General features: G+C 45.7%; 19 protein-coding genes and 1 riboswitch. Of the genes, 17 read left to right on the top strand and 2 right to left on the bottom strand.

The genetic code is table 11. The annotated features are described in order from the left end of the window. The first annotated feature begins 29 nt into the window (after positions 1–29). The 4 genes from BVG16_RS20605 (at position 30) to BVG16_RS20590 (ending at position 3353) form a co-directional block, all read left to right on the top strand. Positions 30–590 (top strand): manganese efflux pump MntP, encoded by a 561-nt coding sequence (locus tag BVG16_RS20605; protein WP_078501063.1) that lies wholly within the window; start codon positions 30–32, stop codon positions 588–590. A gap of 18 nt (positions 591–608) precedes the next feature. After that, positions 609–1187: a low molecular weight protein arginine phosphatase gene (locus BVG16_RS20600; protein ID WP_078501062.1), complete on the top strand. Its 579-nt coding sequence runs from the start codon at positions 609–611 to the stop codon at positions 1185–1187. Positions 1188–1239: 52 nt separating this feature from the next. Beyond that, a riboswitch (ZMP/ZTP riboswitch) is annotated at positions 1240–1321 on the top strand. A gap of 178 nt (positions 1322–1499) precedes the next feature. After that, complete coding sequence (locus BVG16_RS20595) at positions 1500–2051, top strand: TIGR01440 family protein (protein WP_078501061.1); 552 nt, start codon at positions 1500–1502, stop codon at positions 2049–2051. A 51-nt stretch (positions 2052–2102) separates the two neighbouring features. Further along, the gene (locus BVG16_RS20590) at positions 2103–3353 is read left to right on the top strand and encodes a serine hydroxymethyltransferase (protein WP_078501060.1); all 1251 of its coding nucleotides are present in this window, start codon (positions 2103–2105) and stop codon (positions 3351–3353) included. 513 nt (positions 3354–3866) lie between these two features. Here BVG16_RS20590 and BVG16_RS20585 read toward each other — a convergent pair. Continuing rightward, the gene (locus BVG16_RS20585) at positions 3867–4097 is read right to left on the bottom strand and encodes a hypothetical protein (RefSeq protein WP_078501059.1); all 231 of its coding nucleotides are present in this window, start codon (positions 4095–4097) and stop codon (positions 3867–3869) included. 204 nt (positions 4098–4301) lie between these two features. Here BVG16_RS20585 and BVG16_RS20580 point away from each other — a divergent pair, with 204 nt between their 5' ends. After that, positions 4302–6014 carry an S-layer homology domain-containing protein gene (locus BVG16_RS20580; protein ID WP_158081735.1) on the top strand — a complete coding sequence of 571 codons (1713 nt, stop codon included), beginning with the start codon at positions 4302–4304 and terminating at the stop codon, positions 6012–6014. A gap of 301 nt (positions 6015–6315) precedes the next feature. Here the strand turns inward: BVG16_RS20580 and BVG16_RS20575 are convergent, their stop codons facing one another. Continuing rightward, positions 6316–7770 (bottom strand): S41 family peptidase, encoded by a 1455-nt coding sequence (locus tag BVG16_RS20575; protein WP_078501057.1) that lies wholly within the window; start codon positions 7768–7770, stop codon positions 6316–6318. A 315-nt stretch (positions 7771–8085) separates the two neighbouring features. Between BVG16_RS20575 and upp the strand changes: the two genes are divergently transcribed. The 12 genes from upp (at position 8086) to BVG16_RS20515 (ending at position 17370) form a co-directional block, all read left to right on the top strand. After that, entirely contained in the window at positions 8086–8715 is a 630-nt protein-coding gene (upp, locus tag BVG16_RS20570) for a uracil phosphoribosyltransferase (RefSeq protein WP_078501056.1), read from the top strand. Between the two features lie 143 nt (positions 8716–8858). Further along, the gene (wecB, locus tag BVG16_RS20565) at positions 8859–9998 is read left to right on the top strand and encodes a non-hydrolyzing UDP-N-acetylglucosamine 2-epimerase (RefSeq protein ID WP_078501055.1); all 1140 of its coding nucleotides are present in this window, start codon (positions 8859–8861) and stop codon (positions 9996–9998) included. Positions 9999–10198: 200 nt separating this feature from the next. Beyond that, positions 10199–10432 carry an AtpZ/AtpI family protein gene (locus BVG16_RS20560; RefSeq protein WP_078501054.1) on the top strand — a complete coding sequence of 78 codons (234 nt, stop codon included), beginning with the start codon at positions 10199–10201 and terminating at the stop codon, positions 10430–10432. Then, entirely contained in the window at positions 10425–10799 is a 375-nt protein-coding gene (locus BVG16_RS20555) for an ATP synthase subunit I (RefSeq protein WP_078501053.1), read from the top strand. The genes BVG16_RS20560 and BVG16_RS20555 overlap by 8 nt, the downstream gene beginning before the upstream one ends. 29 nt (positions 10800–10828) lie before the next feature. Then, positions 10829–11635 carry a F0F1 ATP synthase subunit A gene (gene atpB, locus BVG16_RS20550; RefSeq protein WP_078501052.1) on the top strand — a complete coding sequence of 269 codons (807 nt, stop codon included), beginning with the start codon at positions 10829–10831 and terminating at the stop codon, positions 11633–11635. Between the two features lie 73 nt (positions 11636–11708). After that, a complete protein-coding gene (gene atpE / locus BVG16_RS20545; protein WP_078501051.1) occupies positions 11709–11933 on the top strand; it encodes a F0F1 ATP synthase subunit C in 225 nt (74 codons plus the stop codon). 88 nt (positions 11934–12021) lie between these two features. Continuing rightward, positions 12022–12507, top strand: coding sequence for a F0F1 ATP synthase subunit B (atpF, locus tag BVG16_RS20540; protein WP_078501050.1), 486 nt, complete (start codon positions 12022–12024; stop codon positions 12505–12507). Beyond that, positions 12504–13040 carry a F0F1 ATP synthase subunit delta gene (locus BVG16_RS20535; RefSeq protein ID WP_078501049.1) on the top strand — a complete coding sequence of 179 codons (537 nt, stop codon included), beginning with the start codon at positions 12504–12506 and terminating at the stop codon, positions 13038–13040. The genes atpF and BVG16_RS20535 overlap by 4 nt, the downstream gene beginning before the upstream one ends. Before the next feature lie 31 nt (positions 13041–13071). Next, positions 13072–14586, top strand: coding sequence for a F0F1 ATP synthase subunit alpha (atpA, locus tag BVG16_RS20530; protein WP_078501048.1), 1515 nt, complete (start codon positions 13072–13074; stop codon positions 14584–14586). Positions 14587–14646: 60 nt separating this feature from the next. Beyond that, a complete protein-coding gene (atpG, locus tag BVG16_RS20525; RefSeq protein WP_078501047.1) occupies positions 14647–15507 on the top strand; it encodes an ATP synthase F1 subunit gamma in 861 nt (286 codons plus the stop codon). A 24-nt stretch (positions 15508–15531) separates the two neighbouring features. After that, positions 15532–16941 carry a F0F1 ATP synthase subunit beta gene (atpD, locus tag BVG16_RS20520; RefSeq protein ID WP_078501046.1) on the top strand — a complete coding sequence of 470 codons (1410 nt, stop codon included), beginning with the start codon at positions 15532–15534 and terminating at the stop codon, positions 16939–16941. A 24-nt stretch (positions 16942–16965) separates the two neighbouring features. Next, positions 16966–17370 (top strand): F0F1 ATP synthase subunit epsilon, encoded by a 405-nt coding sequence (locus BVG16_RS20515; RefSeq protein WP_078501045.1) that lies wholly within the window; start codon positions 16966–16968, stop codon positions 17368–17370. Positions 17371–18439 lie beyond the last annotated feature (1069 nt).

The raw sequence follows: 18439 nt of genomic DNA, 5'->3' as shown, positions 1-18439 counted from the left end.
GATCATTTATGGACAATGGAGGAAATCGGATGGAAGAGGTCATAGGCTCATGGGGCCAGTTCGTCACGATCTTCGTGATGGCGGTAGCGCTTGGTTTCGATGCCTTTTCGCTTGGCATTGGGATCGGGATGAGAGGTGTTCGTCTGCGTGATGTGCTTCGCATTGGAGCTGTTGTTGCTCTTTTTCATGTCTTGATGCCGCTGGCAGGGCTATTCATGGGGCAGTATGTCAGCTCCTTGCTTGGAAACGTTGCGCAGTTGGCCGCAGGCGGGTTGCTATTATTGCTTGGAGGACATATGATATACAGTTCCTTACGGGGAGATGCCGTACAATCAATCGATTATCGGAATGGATGGGCGATCATTCTATTTGCACTTTCGGTAAGTATCGATTCGTTCTCCGTTGGGGTGTCTTTAGGGATGTTCGATACAAATTTGCTGCTTGTGGTTACGGCGTTTGGTATTTTTGGCGGCGTGATGTCCGTCATGGGACTCATGCTTGGACGTCGGGTAAGCCAGAGACTTAGCGAATATGGCGAAGCCTTAGGGGGCGTCATCTTATTTACTTTTGGTGTTCTATTTATCATATAAGTCTGAGGAGATGAGCGTGTGATGAACATATTATTCGTATGCACCGGGAACACATGCCGGAGTCCAATGGCGGAAGCGATGCTTCGCCAATTAGCAAAGGAAGCCAACTTCGGTTTGGAGGTTCGATCGGCAGGCGTGGCTGCGATGAAGGGATCTTCGATCTCGAAACATGCTGTCACTGCGTTGCAGGATCATCATATTGATGCAGCGGGAGCCTCTTCGACCCCTTTAACGATGCGTGAGGTAGAATGGGCGGATTTGATCTTAACGATGACAGGCGGTCATAAGCAGCATGTCGTACAGTTGTATCCGCATGCCGTGGAACGAACCTACACGTTAAAAGAATACGTCGATGTGGACGAGCAAGTACTGGCTGATCTGATGACGCTCGAAGAGAAGATTGCAGATTGGCAAATGCGTATGGCATTGGGCGAGAAAATTCCGGATGCCGACAGAGATGAAATTATAGCACTGCAGCAACGCATCCCTAACATGGATATTAGCGACCCTTATGGCGGCTCCCTGGAGGAATACCGGCGGTGTGCAGAGGAGATTCATCGATCTCTAATTAAATTATTGCGTCGTGCAGGAGACTAAAAATGCCCCATTGCATTTCCATACATTGTACGCTATGATATTTTTAACAAAACAGATCCGGTGTAACTGGCGACGAAGTGGATCAAACCACGGTGGAGCATCGGAGTATACGGCCGGTCGCCTGGGCAAAAGAGCAACGACGTGTTACGACACGTTCTGCTCTTTTTTTCGTGTATTCTCCATAAATTAGGTATACTATAGTAGACAAAGAAGACTTATGGAGCAGCGATATGGTTTGTAAGTCGGCAACCTTATTTACATCGGGGTGTTTATCTTTCAAGGTCAAGATTCATGTGAAAGGAGACGGTTTCGATGGACCAACGAGAATCGATTGCAGCACAAGTTGAGCAGATCGCCCGAGAGTTGATCGAAGTCGGTTCGATACAGGCAGGTCAAATCGTTGTGATCGGTACGAGCACAAGTGAAGTGGTAGGAAAGCACATCGGGACCAGTGGAGCAGAAGAAATTGCTGCACAACTCTACGTGGGACTGGAGAAGGTTAGAGCTGAATTCGGCTTCTATCTTGCCTTTCAATGCTGCGAGCATTTGAATCGTGCCTTAGTGATCGAGCGAGAGGCAGCAGATCATTATCGGCTTGATGAAGTGTCTGCGGTACCTGTAGCCACAGCGGGCGGATCGATGGCATCCTATGCGTATCGACAACTGAAGCAACCTTGTTTAGTGGAGACGATAACCGCACATGCGGGCATCGACATTGGTGAGACGCTCATCGGCATGCATTTGCGCCGAGTGGCCGTGCCTGTCCGCCCATCCATTCGACAGATTGGTCAAGCGCGCGTGACGATGGCAAGAACGCGGCCCAAGCTAATTGGCGGCGAAAGAGCAGTTTATACATGTAATTAATATACAGGAGTGAGTGGTTACGCTTGCTCCCATCCTGAGGAGGAATTTGGAATGGTAGATCATTTAAGACAAGCAGATCCTGAAGTATTGAAAGCAATGGACTTGGAGCTTCAGCGCCAACGTAACAACATCGAACTAATTGCATCTGAGAATATCGTAAGTGAAGCCGTTATGGAAGCGATGGGTACTGTATTAACGAACAAATATGCTGAAGGTTATCCTGGCAAACGTTACTATGGCGGCTGTGAGCATGTAGATATCGTCGAAAATATCGCAAGAGACCGCGCCAAAGAATTATTCGGTGCAGAGCATGCGAACGTGCAACCACACTCCGGTGCGCAAGCGAACATGGCGGTATACCTTGCAGCTCTGCAACCTGGAGATACTGTTCTAGGGATGAACCTGGCGCATGGCGGTCACTTAACGCATGGCAGCCCTGTTAATGCATCTGGTTTACTGTACAATTTCGTTGCTTATGGTGTTAGTGAAGAAGATTTCCGTATTGATTACGAAGATTTGCGCAAAGCCGCGTTCAAACATAAACCTCGTATGATCGTTGCAGGCGCAAGTGCCTATCCGCGTATCATTGATTTCGAGAAAATCGCAGCGATTGCTAACGATGTAGGCGCGTTGTTCATGGTCGATATGGCGCATATTGCAGGACTTGTAGCTGCAGGCTTGCACCCAAGCCCCGTGCCTCATGCGCACTTTGTTACAACAACAACACATAAAACGTTGCGCGGACCTCGCGGCGGTATGATCCTGTGCCGTCAAGCATGGGCGCAAGCGATTGATAAAGCGGTATTCCCTGGTTCCCAAGGCGGACCGTTAATGCACGTGATCGCAGCTAAGGCGGTAGCTCTTGGCGAAGCGTTGCAACCATCCTTCAAAACCTATGCGCAAAACGTTGTGAACAACGCTCAAGCTTTAGCAACAGGCCTGGTTGAGGAAGGTCTGAACATCGTATCTGGCGGCACAGATAACCACTTGATGCTGATCGATACGCGCAACCTGAACGTTACAGGTAAAGTGGCTGAACATGTATTGGATTCTGTAGGCATTACGGTAAACAAAAATGCCATTCCATTTGACCCAACAAGCCCATTCGTGACAAGCGGTATCCGCATTGGTACACCAGCTGCTACATCCCGCGGCATGGATGAATCCGCGATGAAGACAATTGCTAAAGTCATTGCCATGACATTGAAGAACCCGAATGATGAAGCTGTTCTTGAGCAAGCTCGCGGTTTGGTTCGTGATCTTACAGCGCAATTCCCGCTGTATCAAACGTTGAAATACTAAGATCCTATCGATCTTTACAAAATGATCTAGAAGTCGATTCCTGCGCGTCAGGGGTCGACTTCTTTTTTTTGCATGAGTATCTTTTAGTCTATGTTGGATGGTTGAGTCTCGGGAACATGCGCTATATTGGATAAATCCATTAACTATCGTGATTGAGTCCCGTAAACGTACCCTATGTTGGATAAATCCAATGAAAATGGGTGAATCGGTGCTGAAAATGCCCAAAAACGCCTCATATAATGCGATTCTCCAATATAGCTTAGCTGAACGATCAAAATGCATGACCTATCTTGCAGTAATCCATTATAGATAGCGAGGGAAGCGGCGGGAAAACGGGATTGTAGAATTCAGATCTCAGAATTCAAATCTTTGATCTTTGATCTTAGATCTCAGATTTTAGATCTAATCTCAAATCTCGGATTTTAGATCTTTGAGCTTAGATCTTAGATTCCAGATCTTAGATTTCAAATTTTCAATTTGGGATTCTTCATGTGTAATTCCTGTATTTGCAGCTTACTTACGCTCCCCCTTGATGTATTTGAAAATATTAAAGCCCAAATGAAGCGCGCTGACGATGATAAAGACGAGAAGCAGCAGCGCGACGGTATGTATGCCATCGGTTAACATAGAAATTTGATTTTTCGCTTCATTAATGGAGCTTTGCGTTTTATCTGCCATATTATTGAGGGCGGTACTCATATCCGTAAATATTTGACGCAGTCCTGTGAGGTCCATAATGTCCATGCAGTTGTCGACTCTCCTTATACTGATGCGAAATGCCTTACATTTTACCTAGTATACCCCCACTTGGTGCCTAGGCATGAAGGACAATATTTAAACCCTTTTTTAAGCATGAATAGGTAGGTTATCCCAATATAATAGTTCTTGTATGTTATGTGGGAGAGGGGAATCGCGGTGCGTAAATGGGTTAGAGGATGCTTAGTTTTCATGATGTTATGGGCAGTGATGTGTCAGACGTGGACGGTGGAGGCGGTAAGGGCCGCAGCAAATAACGCACAAGCTCTGACAGATATTCAAAATCACTGGGCTAAAGAGGTCATTGAGCAATTAGTCGATCGCGGAATTATTTCGGGGTATCAAGATCATACGTTCAAGCCAGATCAAACGATTAGCCGTGAAGAATTTCTCTCTCTAGTCGTTCGTGCGAAATATGTGGCTGTCGAAGCAACTCCTGTTCAACATCTGCCATTTCAAGATGTGGCTGCGAACCGATGGTCGGCAGGATATATTCAAGCCGCAATACAGGCCGGTATGCTCATTCCTGAGGATTACGGAACGACGTTTCGACCGAGTGAGAGTATTTCACGCGCCGAAATGGCTGTCATTGCCGCCCGAGCCTTACAACTAGAGGAAGACAAAGAGGCTTTGACATTCACGGATGTGGGTGCCATTCCAGACCATGCAGGATTGGTTGGGGCAGCAGCGAGCGCAGGTATTGTTGGAGGGTACCCGGATCATTCCTTCCGTCCAGAAGGGAAATTGACACGCGCAGAGTCGGCTGCGGTAATTGATCGACTTCTTGCGTATCAGCGAAAGGCGTCGAATGTGATCGTATACTCGCAAGCGGTTCGTTCTGATAGGATTCAGCATTATGAGATAGAGGATTCCGTCGTGACGTTAAACAAGGCGGAGCTTCCAGAGGTTCAGATCGGGGATATCATACTTCTAGCTCCTAGTTCCACGTACCCTTTTGGAGCGGCAAAGCAAGTAGCCTCTTCGCAAGACCTCGGCAGTTCTTATCAACTTACAACGACTGAACCTAAGATTACGGATGTTATTCAATCTTTTGATTTTCGAGCCTCAGCTCCGCTGACATGGGAGACGTTAGCGTCGAATTCCAATCAAGCGAATGCTGAGATTACATCCTCCACTAGCACACAGGTTCAATATCGACAAACCGATGACGGCATTGCAATGGATTTATCCGATGTTGAGGTAGATCTAGATGGGCAGCCGATTCGGATTAACGGAGAGATTGAGCTCGGTCAACCCATGGTCCATGTCGATGCGAAGTGGGATCTTGTCTCCGGGTTGAAACGCTTTGAAACGCATGTAACCTATCAGGAGAAAAGTAAGCTGAACGTGTCTGCTACGGTTACGAATCCAAAGCCAGCAACTCAAGAGAAGAAGGTGGATTTAGGGAAAGGGTTCTATGTTCCCATGTATGGACCATTTGGGGTTCAGGTTCAACCACAATTAATTGTCAAAGGGGATTTAACCGCTACACTAACCTTTGCAGTGGAGCAAGAAAATAGTAGGACCTTAGGGTTTGCATATGCTAACGGGCACCCTGTCTTCTTGGATCAGACGATGGGTCAACGGACGGATTATCGCATGACAGGAAACGCCGACCTGGATATCCAAGCGGGTATCGGAATAGATGTGAAGATATCGGTCTTTCAATTTAGCCTTGCGGCATTAGAAGGCGATGTCGGTGTACATGCAGCGATTCAGGGCAAAGGGAGAAATGAGACGGGCGGCGTTCCATCTTGTATTTCATTACAGGTGGATGTATATGATCGAGCAGCACTTCTAGTGAACTCTTCCGGTATTTTAGCGAAGGAAGATATCCGGATGGAGTTAGCGGAGAAACGATCGAATATCGTGAATAAGTCCAATTGTAAGACAGAGAATCCATAGTCGAGGGTGAGAAGCTGGGACGATCAACGTGGAGAAAATTTTGGAGCGGAAAGCACGTAAACTTCGGTTACAGATGCCGCCCTTTCTTTTTAATATAAAAGTACTCTAGACACTTCATATTGCATGTAGCAACGGATACCCTCTCGACTCAAGACAATGGGAGCTGTAACAATGATCATGGTGCGGCTGCTTCTTTTATAGGAACATTTACGAAATAGGTAACGCGATGTAGAAAAAAAGCATATTTAACCATGAAAAAGCCCTGTTTCCGCAGGGCTTTTCGTATTTGAAGCGATGAAATTTATATGGATAGGGTTACTTTACCGTTGGTTGAGCTCCACTGGAGCGCAGGGAACTTCGCTTGAAAGGCGTGTAAATCGATGAAGGTTTCGCCTTTCTCATTAAGAACAGCTTTCGAGGCTACGGTGAATGATGAACTTTGTGTGTCGCTTGTATGTAAGACGAGCGTGCCGCTGGATGTTACCCATTCCGGTTGTGCACTGACCAAGGCAGCAAGAATCTGTGTAGGCACATAGACGCTGCTGCCCTTTTGAAGAAATTGCACGTTGTCCGAGATTTCGGCTCCGCCGACCGTTATTTTATTTTTCTCCAGGGTTACCTTAAGCTTGTCTGAAGAAGCCAACTGCATCGCTGTAATGAATTGTGACGCATTTCCCGTACGTCGTACGTCTGGTTGCAGGCCTTTGCCGTTGAAGTCGGTCAAAAGCGGCGTAACGTACTGTTGCGTCGTTAACTTGAGCATACCCCCATCGGATAGAGAGAAGATGCTCTGAATGCGTCCTTTGCCGAACGTGTTCGTGCCTACAAGCTTAGCGACGTTATTATCACGCAACGCGCCTGCAAGGATTTCGGAAGCACTTGCCGAGTTTTTGTTGACGAGCAGGATGACAGGCATGTCCAGACGCTGTCCATTTTCAATGCGCGTGGGTTGCAACTTATTGGTATTGTCCTTCGTATACATGAGAATACCATTCTGAATAAAATGTTCAGCAATATGCATGGCAGAGTCTACATAACCGCCGGGATTGTCGCGAAGATCCAGAATGAGAGACTTCATTCCTTTCTTCTGCAACTGATCCAGATGTTCTGCGAACTCCTCGTCTGCATCGCTTGTGAAATTAGATAATTGAATATAGCCGACATGGTTGTCCAGCAGATTGCTGTTAACAGCTGGAATATGGATGGCGCTCCGTGTTAATGTGAAGGAAAGGGACTTTCCATGGCGGTTCACTGTGACATTTACCGTCGTGCCAGACTTTCCTAAGATATATTTTTGTATGTGAGCAGCTTCTGTAATGGTCTTGCCGTCAACCTGTGCGAGGATGTCGTCTTTGAGAATGCCTCCTGTCTGCGCAGGGGATTTGTCAAAAACGCGCGTAATACGTGCTTTTCCATCTTCGAACCGGGTCTCAATACCGATGCCTTCGTATTGCAGATTTAATTGACTCTCAAAGGCCTTTCGTTCTTCAGGGGTAAAATACTGCGAATAAGGATCGTTAAGACCTGAGACCATGCCTTTCAGGGCCTGTTGGACAAGTTGTTCTTGCGTAGTGCCCGTGATATTGTATTGATCAATATATTGCATGACTTCGTCCAAGAGAGCTCTAGAGCTGGATTCGGTCTGAATGGGGATGGTGACGCCTTCGGCAAATATCGTATGTGGAAATAAAGTGGCGGTAGATAATAGCGATAATGATAGCATGAATGTGGCGAGCTTTCGTTGGAAACGACGCATTACGATTCAATCCTTCCGAGTTTCAATTAGGGTTATGTTTCCACTTATAGCACCGTCGTGTAGGCATGTCAATTAGTCTAGCAAGGATTCAAGTTTAGTGGGCTTATGAATAAGGAAGCTTCGCATAGTGAACAAATAATACTATGTTTAAAAGCCGATTGACAAATTTTATCAAAAAATGTTGGCATAACTTTACATTTCATTACAGTATTGCGTGCAGGAAAAAGCTTGGAGTGATATAATATCCAAGGTTATGTTGCTGCATTCAACATTAGACGTTACAACCAGAGCATATGACAATCAGGAGGAAGAAAAATGGCGAAATTAGTAATTTGCGATCACCCTTTAATTCAACACAAACTAACGTACATCCGAGATGTGAAGACAACGACGAAGGATTTCCGAGAGTTGGTAGACGAAGTGGCCATGTTAATGGCTTATGAGATTACACGGGATCTCCCGTTAGAAACAATTACGGTGGATACGCCCGTCATAACAACAGAGACGAAAGTCATTGCAGGTCGTCCGCTTGGACTTATTCCGATTCTACGTGCGGGTCTAGGCATGGTAGATGGCGTATTGAAGCTCGTCCCGAGAGCGAAAATCGGACATGTGGGATTGTTCCGTGATCCTGAGACTTTAATGCCTGTAGAATACTATGTGAAATTACCGACAGATGCGGAAGAACGCGAATTGATCGTGATTGATCCGATGCTGGCGACAGGCGGATCCGCGATTGCTGCGATTGATGTATTGAAGAAACGCAACTGCACGCAAATTAAATTAATGTGTCTGATCGCTGCACCTGAAGGGGTGAAGGCCGTTCAAGAAGTTCATCCAGACGTGGATATCTATCTAGCTGCATTAGATGACCATTTGAATGATCATGGTTACATTGTTCCAGGTCTAGGGGACGCAGGGGATCGTTTATTCGGCACGAAGTAAGAAAACCTCTATCGAGGCCTTTCGAAGATGAGCGACCGCGTTTAAAGGTAGGTTTTATCGCCAAATAGAATTTTTTAGTTTCGATACATCGAAACTAAAAAATTCTATTGTGGTAAGAAAGTTAAGGAAATGAGGTAGAGGGCATGCAAAAAGTTAAAGTAATGACGATTTTTGGTGTGAGACCGGAAGCCATCAAGATGGCTCCGCTTATTTTGGAATTGGAAAAACATCCCGACGAGATCGAATCCATCGTATGTGTGACGGCACAGCATCGTCAGATGCTGGATCAAGTATTAGAGGTTTTTAATATTCATCCAAATTTTGACTTGGATGTGATGAAAGACCGCCAAACATTGAATGAGATTACCATTCGGGTATTGCAAGGTCTTGATCCTGTCTTGCGCGAAGCTAAACCGGACATCGTACTTGTTCACGGAGACACGCTAACGACGTTCTTAGCTAGCTATGCAGCCTTTTTACAACAGATCAAAGTAGGACATGTTGAAGCAGGTCTTCGCACATGGAACAAAATGTCACCGTACCCGGAAGAGATGAATCGTCAATTGACAGGTGTGCTTGCAGATTTACATTTTTCTCCAACGGAAGTGTCGGCAAACAACTTGTATCGTGAAAATAAATCAAAATCCATGGTATTTGTCACAGGCAATACCGTAACAGACGTGTTTCAATATACAGTACGACAAGATTATACGCATCCGGTGTTAGAGTGGGCCAAAGGAAAACGAATGATTCTGATGACTGCGCATCGCCGTGAAGCTCAAGGCGAACCACATCGGAATATTTTTCGTGCAATCAAAAGAATCGCCGACGAATTTGAAGATGTGGCGATTGTCTATCCCGTACATCTGAGCCCTGCGGTTAAAGAACCGGCTCATGAAATCTTAGGGAATCACCCTCGGATTCAATTGATCGATCCGCTTGATGTGGTAGATTTGCATAATTTCTATCCGCATACGCACTTGATTCTTACGGATTCAGGCGGATTGCAAGAAGAAGCGCCATCGTTTGGGATCCCGGTGCTTGTCTTGCGTGATACAACAGAACGTCCAGAAGGTATTGAAGCAGGTACATTAGAGCTTGTGGGTACGGATGAAGAGGTCGTCTACGACCGTACACGCACGCTGCTGACCGACGCAGCCGTCTATGACCAAATGAGCGGATCAGTCAATCCGTACGGAGATGGCAAGGCGTCTCAGCGCATTGTTGAAGCGATTTTGTATCATTTTGGCAAACGAGAGCAGCCCCCTGAGAGCTTTCGCTAAAAGTTCATAAATTTGTAATAATTATGAACAAGTTCTTTGAGAATACAGCATACAGTGGTACTGTACGGTTTTGGCGTTCTAAAACCCTGTAATATCAACGATTCTCCGGCTTCGTTCCAACAGTTTTATATTTTAAATGAATTGACAATTCCTGATTTTTTTAAGTAAAATAAACTGGGATTATAAGGGCAGGTTGGAAAATGACTGTGTCGAAAAATGGCGGCAAACCATGGCGAGCAATGGGGCTTGTTACTGCTCTGGGACTGGATTTAGCCGTATGCATACTCCTTGGGTTTTATGGAGGAGAATGGATCGGAGAAATACTTGGAAGCGTTCAACTTGGTACGGCTATAGGCGTTTTGGTCGGCTTGGCAGCCGGTGTGACCAATGTCATTGTTCTGATTAAAAAGGTGTTGGAGGATTCTAATGGATGAGTTATCAGTCCGTCTAAAAGCACTTCAACGAGTGACTTTCATTTTTATTGCTGTATGTTTGTTGGGTTGGGCTTTTGTTCCATCTATGCGCGAAATTGCAGCGGGGATTATTCTAGGAACCGTCGTAAGTTTATTGAACTCCTATTTTCTTGCTAATAAAGTACGAAATGTAACGAAGGTCGTGCTACAGGATGGGAGAAAACGAGTTAACTTGGGTCTCCTTACTCGTGTGGCAATGGCGATTCTAGCTGTTATGATTGCGATCAAGTCTGACGGTGTTAATGTATATGCGACGGTAGCAGGTTTGCTATTTGCGCAATTCATTATAGTAGTTATAGGTTTTGTACAAGTACGTAAAGAGCAGTAGACGTTCTGGCTGAGAAAGGGGTGAGAAACATGCATGAAGCACCAATTATTAATCTTGGCGGTTTTAACATCGATCTTTCGATTGTAACCATGTTAATTGTTACTAGCTTAATTGTGTTTATTCTAGCGCGACTGGCAGTACGCAATTTATCGGTTGAAAACCCAGGGAAGCTGCAAAACTTTCTTGAATGGGCAGTAGAGTTCGTTCAAGGAATAATTTCGAGTACGATGGATTTGAAAAAAGGTAAAGCCTTCGTATCGCTAGGTATGACGATCATTATGTTTATTTTTGTGGGGAATTTGCTAGGTTTACCATTTGGTATCGTAACCGAATATTCTGAACCTGGACATAAAGTATTCGGTCAAGAAATCGTTAGTGTAAATGCCGATGCGTTTGCGGAACTTCACGATAAGAAACCGAATGAAGAACACCTTGAAATCGGAGTTGCTTGGTGGAAATCTCCAACAGCAGACGCTTCCGTTTCGATGGGGCTTGCATTGATAATCTTCGTTATCGTTCATTTCCTAGGTATGACGAAAAATACGAAAGCTTACTTCAAAAGTTATTTTGAACCATTCCCAATTTTCTTCCCTATTAAGTTAATCGAGACTTTCTCGAACTTCCTAACGCATGGTATGCGTCTATACGGGAATATTTTTGCGGGAGAAGTATTGATTTCAGTTTTACTAGGACTAGGTGTAGCGAGTATTCCGGCTTTAATGGCTTGGCAAGCATTTAGTATTTTCATTGGAACAATTCAAGCGTTCGTATTTACGATGTTGACGATGGTATACATTTCGCATGCCATTGAAAATCATGCAGAAGAGCATCACTAAAACTCAATTCAGGCTATATATGATAGCTTGATTGTAGATAAAAAACAAACATTTTCGAGGAGGATATATTATTATGGGAGCATCAGCATTAATCGCGGCAGGTATAGCAATCGGTTTGGCAGCACTAGGAGCAGGTGTAGGTAACGGTTTGATCGTAAGTAAAACAGTTGAAGGTATCGCTCGTCAGCCAGAAGCAGCTAGCAAATTGCAAACAACAATGTTTATCGGGGTAGGTTTGGTTGAGGCGATGCCGATCATCGCGGTTGTATTGGCGTTCTTGTTCTACGGCGCAGCTTAATAACAGGATATAGGATTTGGCGGGGAGGCTTAGGCTATCCGCGCCTTCCTTTTGGCTGAATAACCACTTCAGAAAGGAGTGACTTAGTTTGAGTTTTAATTGGGAATCGACAGTCTTTACATTAATCGCGTTTATCATTTTGTATATTCTATTGAACAAATATGCATTCAAACCGCTTTTCAGTGTGATGGAGAAACGTAAAGAGCTCGTAATGGGTCAACTGCGTGATGCGGAGGATAACCGGAAACAGGCTTCTGAACTATTGAATGAGCAAAAAGCGGCTTTGCAAGAAGCGCGTAAAGATGCTTACGAAATTATTGAACAAGCGAAATCGACAGGCTCGAAACAAGCGGATGATCTGATCGCAACTGCGAAATCCGAATCCAATCGTCTTAAAGACGAGGCCATTCGTGATATCGAGAGCGAGAAGAACAAGGCGGTTGCTGCACTTCGCAGTCAAGTTAGCGGCATGTCCGTGATGATCGCATCCAAAATTATCGAGAAACAAATCGATGAGAAATCGCAAGAACAATTGGTTGGCCAATACCTTAAAGAGGTAGGGGACAAAGCATGAGCAAAGACGTTGTTGTAGCGAAGAAATATGCGAAAGCACTATTCGAAGTTGCACAGCAGAACAACACCGTATCGCAAGTCGAAGCAGACTTGAAGGTCGTTGTTGAAGCAATTGCGAATGATGCGGATGTAACTCGTTTTCTAAATGCTCCTAACATTGATATTTCGGTTAAAGCAGATGTCATCCACAAAGCGACAGACGGCAAAGTTTCAGAGGCAGTGATTAACCTGCTAGGTGTTCTTTTGAAGAACAATCGCCAAGATGTACTTGGCCCTGTATTCGTTGAGTACGTTAAAATCGCGGGTGAAGCATTAGGTCAAGCCGATGCTATTGTCACTTCTGCCTATGCGTTAAGCGCACCGGAAATTGAATTGGTTGCGGATCATTTCGGCAAAATCGTAAATAAAAAAATTCGCGTGCAAAATGTGGTGGATAAAAGCATCCTCGGCGGCATCAAGGTGCGTATTGGCGATCGTCTATACGATGGAAGCTTGTCCGGCAAACTGGCGCGTTTGGAAAAATCGTTATTGTAATCTCAAGCACTGTAGATAGGGGTGAAGCGAATTGAGTATCAGACCGGAAGAAATCAGCACGCTGATTAAAAATCAAATCGATCAATATAAATCCGAAATTCAAGTTGTAGATGTAGGTACGGTCATCACTGTTGGTGACGGGATCGCTCGCGTCCACGGGCTTGAGAATGCGATGTCGGGAGAACTTCTTGAGTTCGCAAACGGCGTTGTAGGTATGGCATTGAACTTGGAAGAGAACAATGTTGGGGTCGTTATTCTTGGACCTTACACAGATATTCGCGAAGGAGACCAAGTGAAGCGCACAGGCCGCATCATGGAAGTTCCAGTCGGCGAAGCATTGCTTGGCCGCGTCGTGAATGCGTTAGGACAGCCGGTTGACGGCAAAGGACCTATCGAAACAACGGAATTCCGTCCGATTGAGAACCCAGCTCCTGGTGTTATTGATCGTAAGTCCGTTCATGAACCTATGCAAACTGGTCTTAAAGCGATTGACTCCATGATCCCAATCGGCCGCGGACAACGTGAGTTGATCATCGGTGACCGTCAAACAGGTAAAACAGCAATTGCTATCGATACGATCATTAACCAAAAAGGCAACGGCATGAAATGTATCTACGTTGCGATCGGGCAAAAACAATCCACAGTTGCGAACGTTGTAGAAACACTTCGCCGCAACGGTGCGTTGGATTACACGATCGTCGTTACAGCATCTGCTTCTGAGCCAGCTCCATTGTTGTACTTGGCTCCATATGCAGGTGTATCGATGGGTGAGTACTTCATGTATAAAGGCGAGCACGTGCTCGTTGTTTATGATGATTTGTCTAAGCAAGCAGCGGCATACCGCGAGCTTTCCTTGCTACTCAAACGTCCTCCGGGTCGTGAAGCTTATCCGGGGGATGTATTCTACTTGCACTCCCGTTTGCTAGAGCGCGCAGCGAAATTGAGCGATGAATTGGGCGGCGGTTCCTTAACTGCATTGCCATTTATCGAGACTCAAGCGTCTGACGTATCGGCTTATATCCCAACGAACGTAATCTCGATTACGGATGGACAGATTTTCTTGGAGTCTGACTTGTTCTACTCTGGTCAACGTCCAGCGGTCAACGTTGGTATCTCCGTATCCCGTGTAGGGGGCTCAGCACAAATCAAAGCGATGAGAAAAGTAGCAGGTACCCTTCGTCTGGATCTGGCTTCTTATCGCGAATTACAAGCCTTCTCGCAGTTCGGTTCTGACTTGGATAAATCAACACTTGCGCTTCTTAACCGTGGTGCACGGATGATGGAAATGCTTAAACAAGGCGTTAACCAACCGATGCCGGTTGAGAAACAAGTTGTTAGCTTGTATACAGCGACGAAAGGTCACTTGGATGATATTCCAGTTGCCGACGTACTTCGCTTCGAGAATGAATTCTTGTTCTTCCTTGATTCGAATAAACCGGAAATCCTTGCATCGATCCGCGATACGAAAGACATTACAGCTGATAACGATAAAGCATTAGTTGATGCGATTAATCAATTCAAAAAAGGCTTTAACGTAACGGCTTAACGTTCACTTGTACGTGCATGTCTATTAACTTTGATCGCGAAGTTCGAAAGAGGTGAAATCATGGCAAAAGGAATACGCGAAATAAAACGTCAAATTAAGAGTATTCAGAACACCAAGCAAATCACGAAAGCGATGGAGATGGTTGCGGCATCGAAGCTAAGACGTGCGCAAGAGAAAGCTGAAGCTGCACGCCCTTATGCGGAGAAGCTGAAAGAGGTTGTTGAGAGCATCGCGGCAGGTACGACGGGGATTAAACACCCGATGCTTGAGCACCGCGAAGTGAAGAAAACGGGCTATCTCGTCATTACATCGGACCGCGGTCTAGCGGGCGGATATAATGCGAACGTGATTCGTGCTGTAATGAATACGATTCGTCAAAATCATAAAAGTACCGATGAATACTCGATTTTCGTAATCGGTCGTAAAGGTCGCGATTATTTCCGTCGCAGAAATCTACCGATCGTAGAAGAGGTAACGGAAATTTCCGATGCTCCGACGTTTGCGGACATTAAGTCCATTTCTTCGAAAGCGGTAAGTTTCTTTGAAGAAGGAAAATACGATGTCTTGTATATCTTCTACAATGAATTCGTAAATGCTTTAACGCAAATTCCGGTTCAAAAGCAACTCCTGCCGCTAGCTGAAGTGGAGGCAGAAGGTGCCGTTTCCAGCTATGAATATGAACCTTCGGCAGAAGAAGTGCTAGCGGTACTCCTTCCTAAATATGCAGAAACGTTAATTTATAGCGCCGTCTTGGACGGTAAAGCAAGTGAGTTTGGCGCGAAAATGACAGCAATGGGCAGCGCGACGAAAAATGCGACGAAGATGATCGGTGATTTGACATTGACATACAACCGTGCTCGTCAAGCTGCGATTACGCAAGAGATTTCTGAAATTGTGGCTGGAGCGAACGCACAGTCTTAATAGTGGGGTTTAGGAGGGTAAAGCATGAAAAAGGGACGCATTATTTCCGTTTTGGGTGCGGTCGTTGACATCGAATTTGAACGCGGTCAGCTTCCAGACATTTTTAACGCGATTAAAATTGAACAACAAGCGAAAACCGATGGCGAAGTTGCTATCCACCTTATCGTAGAAGCAGCTTCACACTTAGGTGACAATGTTGTTCGTTGTATCGCAATGTCCTCGACAGATGGACTTGTTCGCGGTACGGTAGCCGTAGATACGGGTGCTCCGATTTCTGTTCCAGTAGGATCGGCTACACTTGGTCGCGTATTTAACGTATTAGGTGAACCAATCGATAAGAACGGTGAAGTAGCTGCAGAAATTCGCAACCCAATTCACCGTCAAGCACCTACTTTCGATGAGCTTTCTGTACAAGCAGAGATGCTTGAGACAGGTATTAAAGTTATCGATTTGCTAGCACCGTATACCAAAGGTGGTAAAATCGGTCTTTTCGGTGGTGCCGGTGTAGGTAAAACCGTTACAATTCAAGAGTTGATCAACAACATTGCCCAAGAGCACGGTGGTATCTCCGTATTCGCAGGTGTTGGTGAGCGTACTCGTGAAGGTAATGACTTGTACCATGAGATGACAGATTCAGGCGTTATTAAGAAAACGGCAATGATCTTCGGTCAAATGAACGAGCCTCCTGGTGCACGTCTACGTGTTGCTTTGACAGGTTTGACAATGGCTGAATATTTCCGTGATGCAGAAGGAAAAGACGTTCTTCTCTTCATCGATAATATCTTCCGTTTCACACAAGCAGGTTCTGAAGTATCCGCATTGCTCGGTCGTATGCCATCTGCCGTAGGTTACCAACCTACGCTAGCTACGGAAATGGGTCAATTGCAAGAGCGTATCACGTCGACGAAGAAAGGTTCTGTTACTTCGATCCAAGCGATCTACGTTCCTGCGGATGACTATACGGATCCAGCTCCAGCAACAGCGTTTGCTCACTTGGATGCAACAACAAACTTGGAGCGTAAAATCTCTGAGAAAGGGATCTTCCCAGCGGTTGACCCTCTTGCATCGAGCTCACGTATCTTAGCACCAGAAGTTGTTGGTGAAGAGCACTATAACGTTGCACAAGGCGTTAAACGTATTCTTCAGCGTTATAAAGAGTTACAAGATATTATCGCGATCCTCGGTATGGACGAGTTGAGCGAGGAAGATAAATTGACGGTTGCTCGTGCTCGTAAAATTGAACGTTTCTTATCGCAACCATTCCACGTTGCTGAGCCTTTCACAGGCAACAAAGGTATCTATGTACCTGTTAAAGAAACTGTTCGCTCTTTCAAAGAAATCTTGGAAGGTAAACATGACGAGCTTCCAGAAGCAGCATTCATGTACGTTGGTACAATTGAACAAGCTGTAGAGAAAGCGAAAACGTTGCAATAAACGTGAGCGTTAGGAGGGTTCGATGTGAGTACCTTTTTATTGGAGATTGTAACTCCTGAGCGTAAAATTTATGCTCAGCAAGTTGACATGGTTAGCGTAAAAGGGGCTGATGGTGAGCTAGGTATCCTCGCTCATCACATTCCACTCGTTACACCTTTAAAAGTTGCTCCGGTGGTTATTAAAGTGAATGGCAAGAAAGATGAGCTTGCGGTTCACGGTGGTTTCATTCAAGTTAGCAAAGAAAAAGTCGTGATTCTCGCTGAATCCGCAGAACTCCCGGGCGATATTGACATCAACCGTGCGAAGGCTGCCAAAGAGCGTGCTGAGCGCCGTCTAGCTAATAAGAAAGACCATATGGATCATCGTCGTGCAGAGTTGGCGCTCCAAAGAGCGTTGGCTCGTATCGAAGTGCGGCAACACAGAGATTAGTAGGGATCTCTACCCCCTAAATCCCCCTTCACTCTATGAATGGGGACCCCAGGGCGCTACGCCCCTGGACCCCGTAAATGGGGCGAAGGAGCTGCGTTTGTGCGTTGTGAGTCCGGTGTGGTGGAATGATCGCTATCAAAAATTCCGTGAGAGATTGCCTTTATGGCAATCTCTTACGGGATTTTTTGCGCTTAATGGCGTACGAGTCTAGTTACGTAAAACATCATTGGTGTAAAGAGCTGAGTTTGATCGTTTTAGAGTTAATTCGTCCAATGAGCGCTTTCGTGCGGCCATCTCTGCCTTTGGCAGCCCCAGCGCACACGCTTTACCTCAAGATTTGAGAGTATAACATAGCTCGGGAGCCCCGTTTGTGCCTATGGCAATAACGGGGCTCCTTGTGCTGCTCCCCCATGTGACAAGGGGGAGTCCGTTTGGCTGGCTATGAAGATGAACTTTTGAAAAGGAAGAGCGGGTGTGTCGGCTGAAGAGCGGTAGCGGTCGCCTTTGAAATCGGGAAAACACCTTATATATTCCAATCAAAATTCCCGATTTCAACAGCGACGGAAGCCGATACACCAGCGTTCCCCTCATAATGATTTGAGAGTATATCATTGTAGGGGAGCCCCATTTGTGCCTATGGCAATAACGGGGCTCCTACTGCTGCTCCCCCATGTGACAAGGGGGAGACCGTTTGGCTAGCTATGAAGATGAACTTTTGAAAGGGAAAAGTGGGTGTGTCGGCTGAAGAGCGGTAGCGTTCGCCTTTGAAATCGGGAAAACACCTTATATATTCCAATCAAAATTCCCGATTTCAACAGCGACGGAAGCCGATACACCTGCGTTCCTCTCATAAAGATTTGAGAGTATATCATTGTAGGGGAGCCCCGTTTGTGCCTATGGCAATAACGGGGCTCCTTGTGCTGCTCCCCCATGTGACAAGGGGGAGTCCGTTTGGCTGGCTATGAAGATGAACTTTTGAAAGGGAAAAGTGGGTGTGTCGGCTGAAGAGCGGTAGCGATCGCCTTTGAAATCGGGAAAATACCTTACATATTCCAATCATATTTCCCGA

This window comes from Paenibacillus selenitireducens, from assembly GCF_002021565.1.
Taxonomy (GTDB): Bacteria; Bacillota; Bacilli; order Paenibacillales; family Paenibacillaceae; genus Paenibacillus_K; species Paenibacillus_K selenitireducens.
Note: the sequence above shows the minus strand (reverse complement) of the source record. Positions and strands in the feature narration are given on the sequence as shown.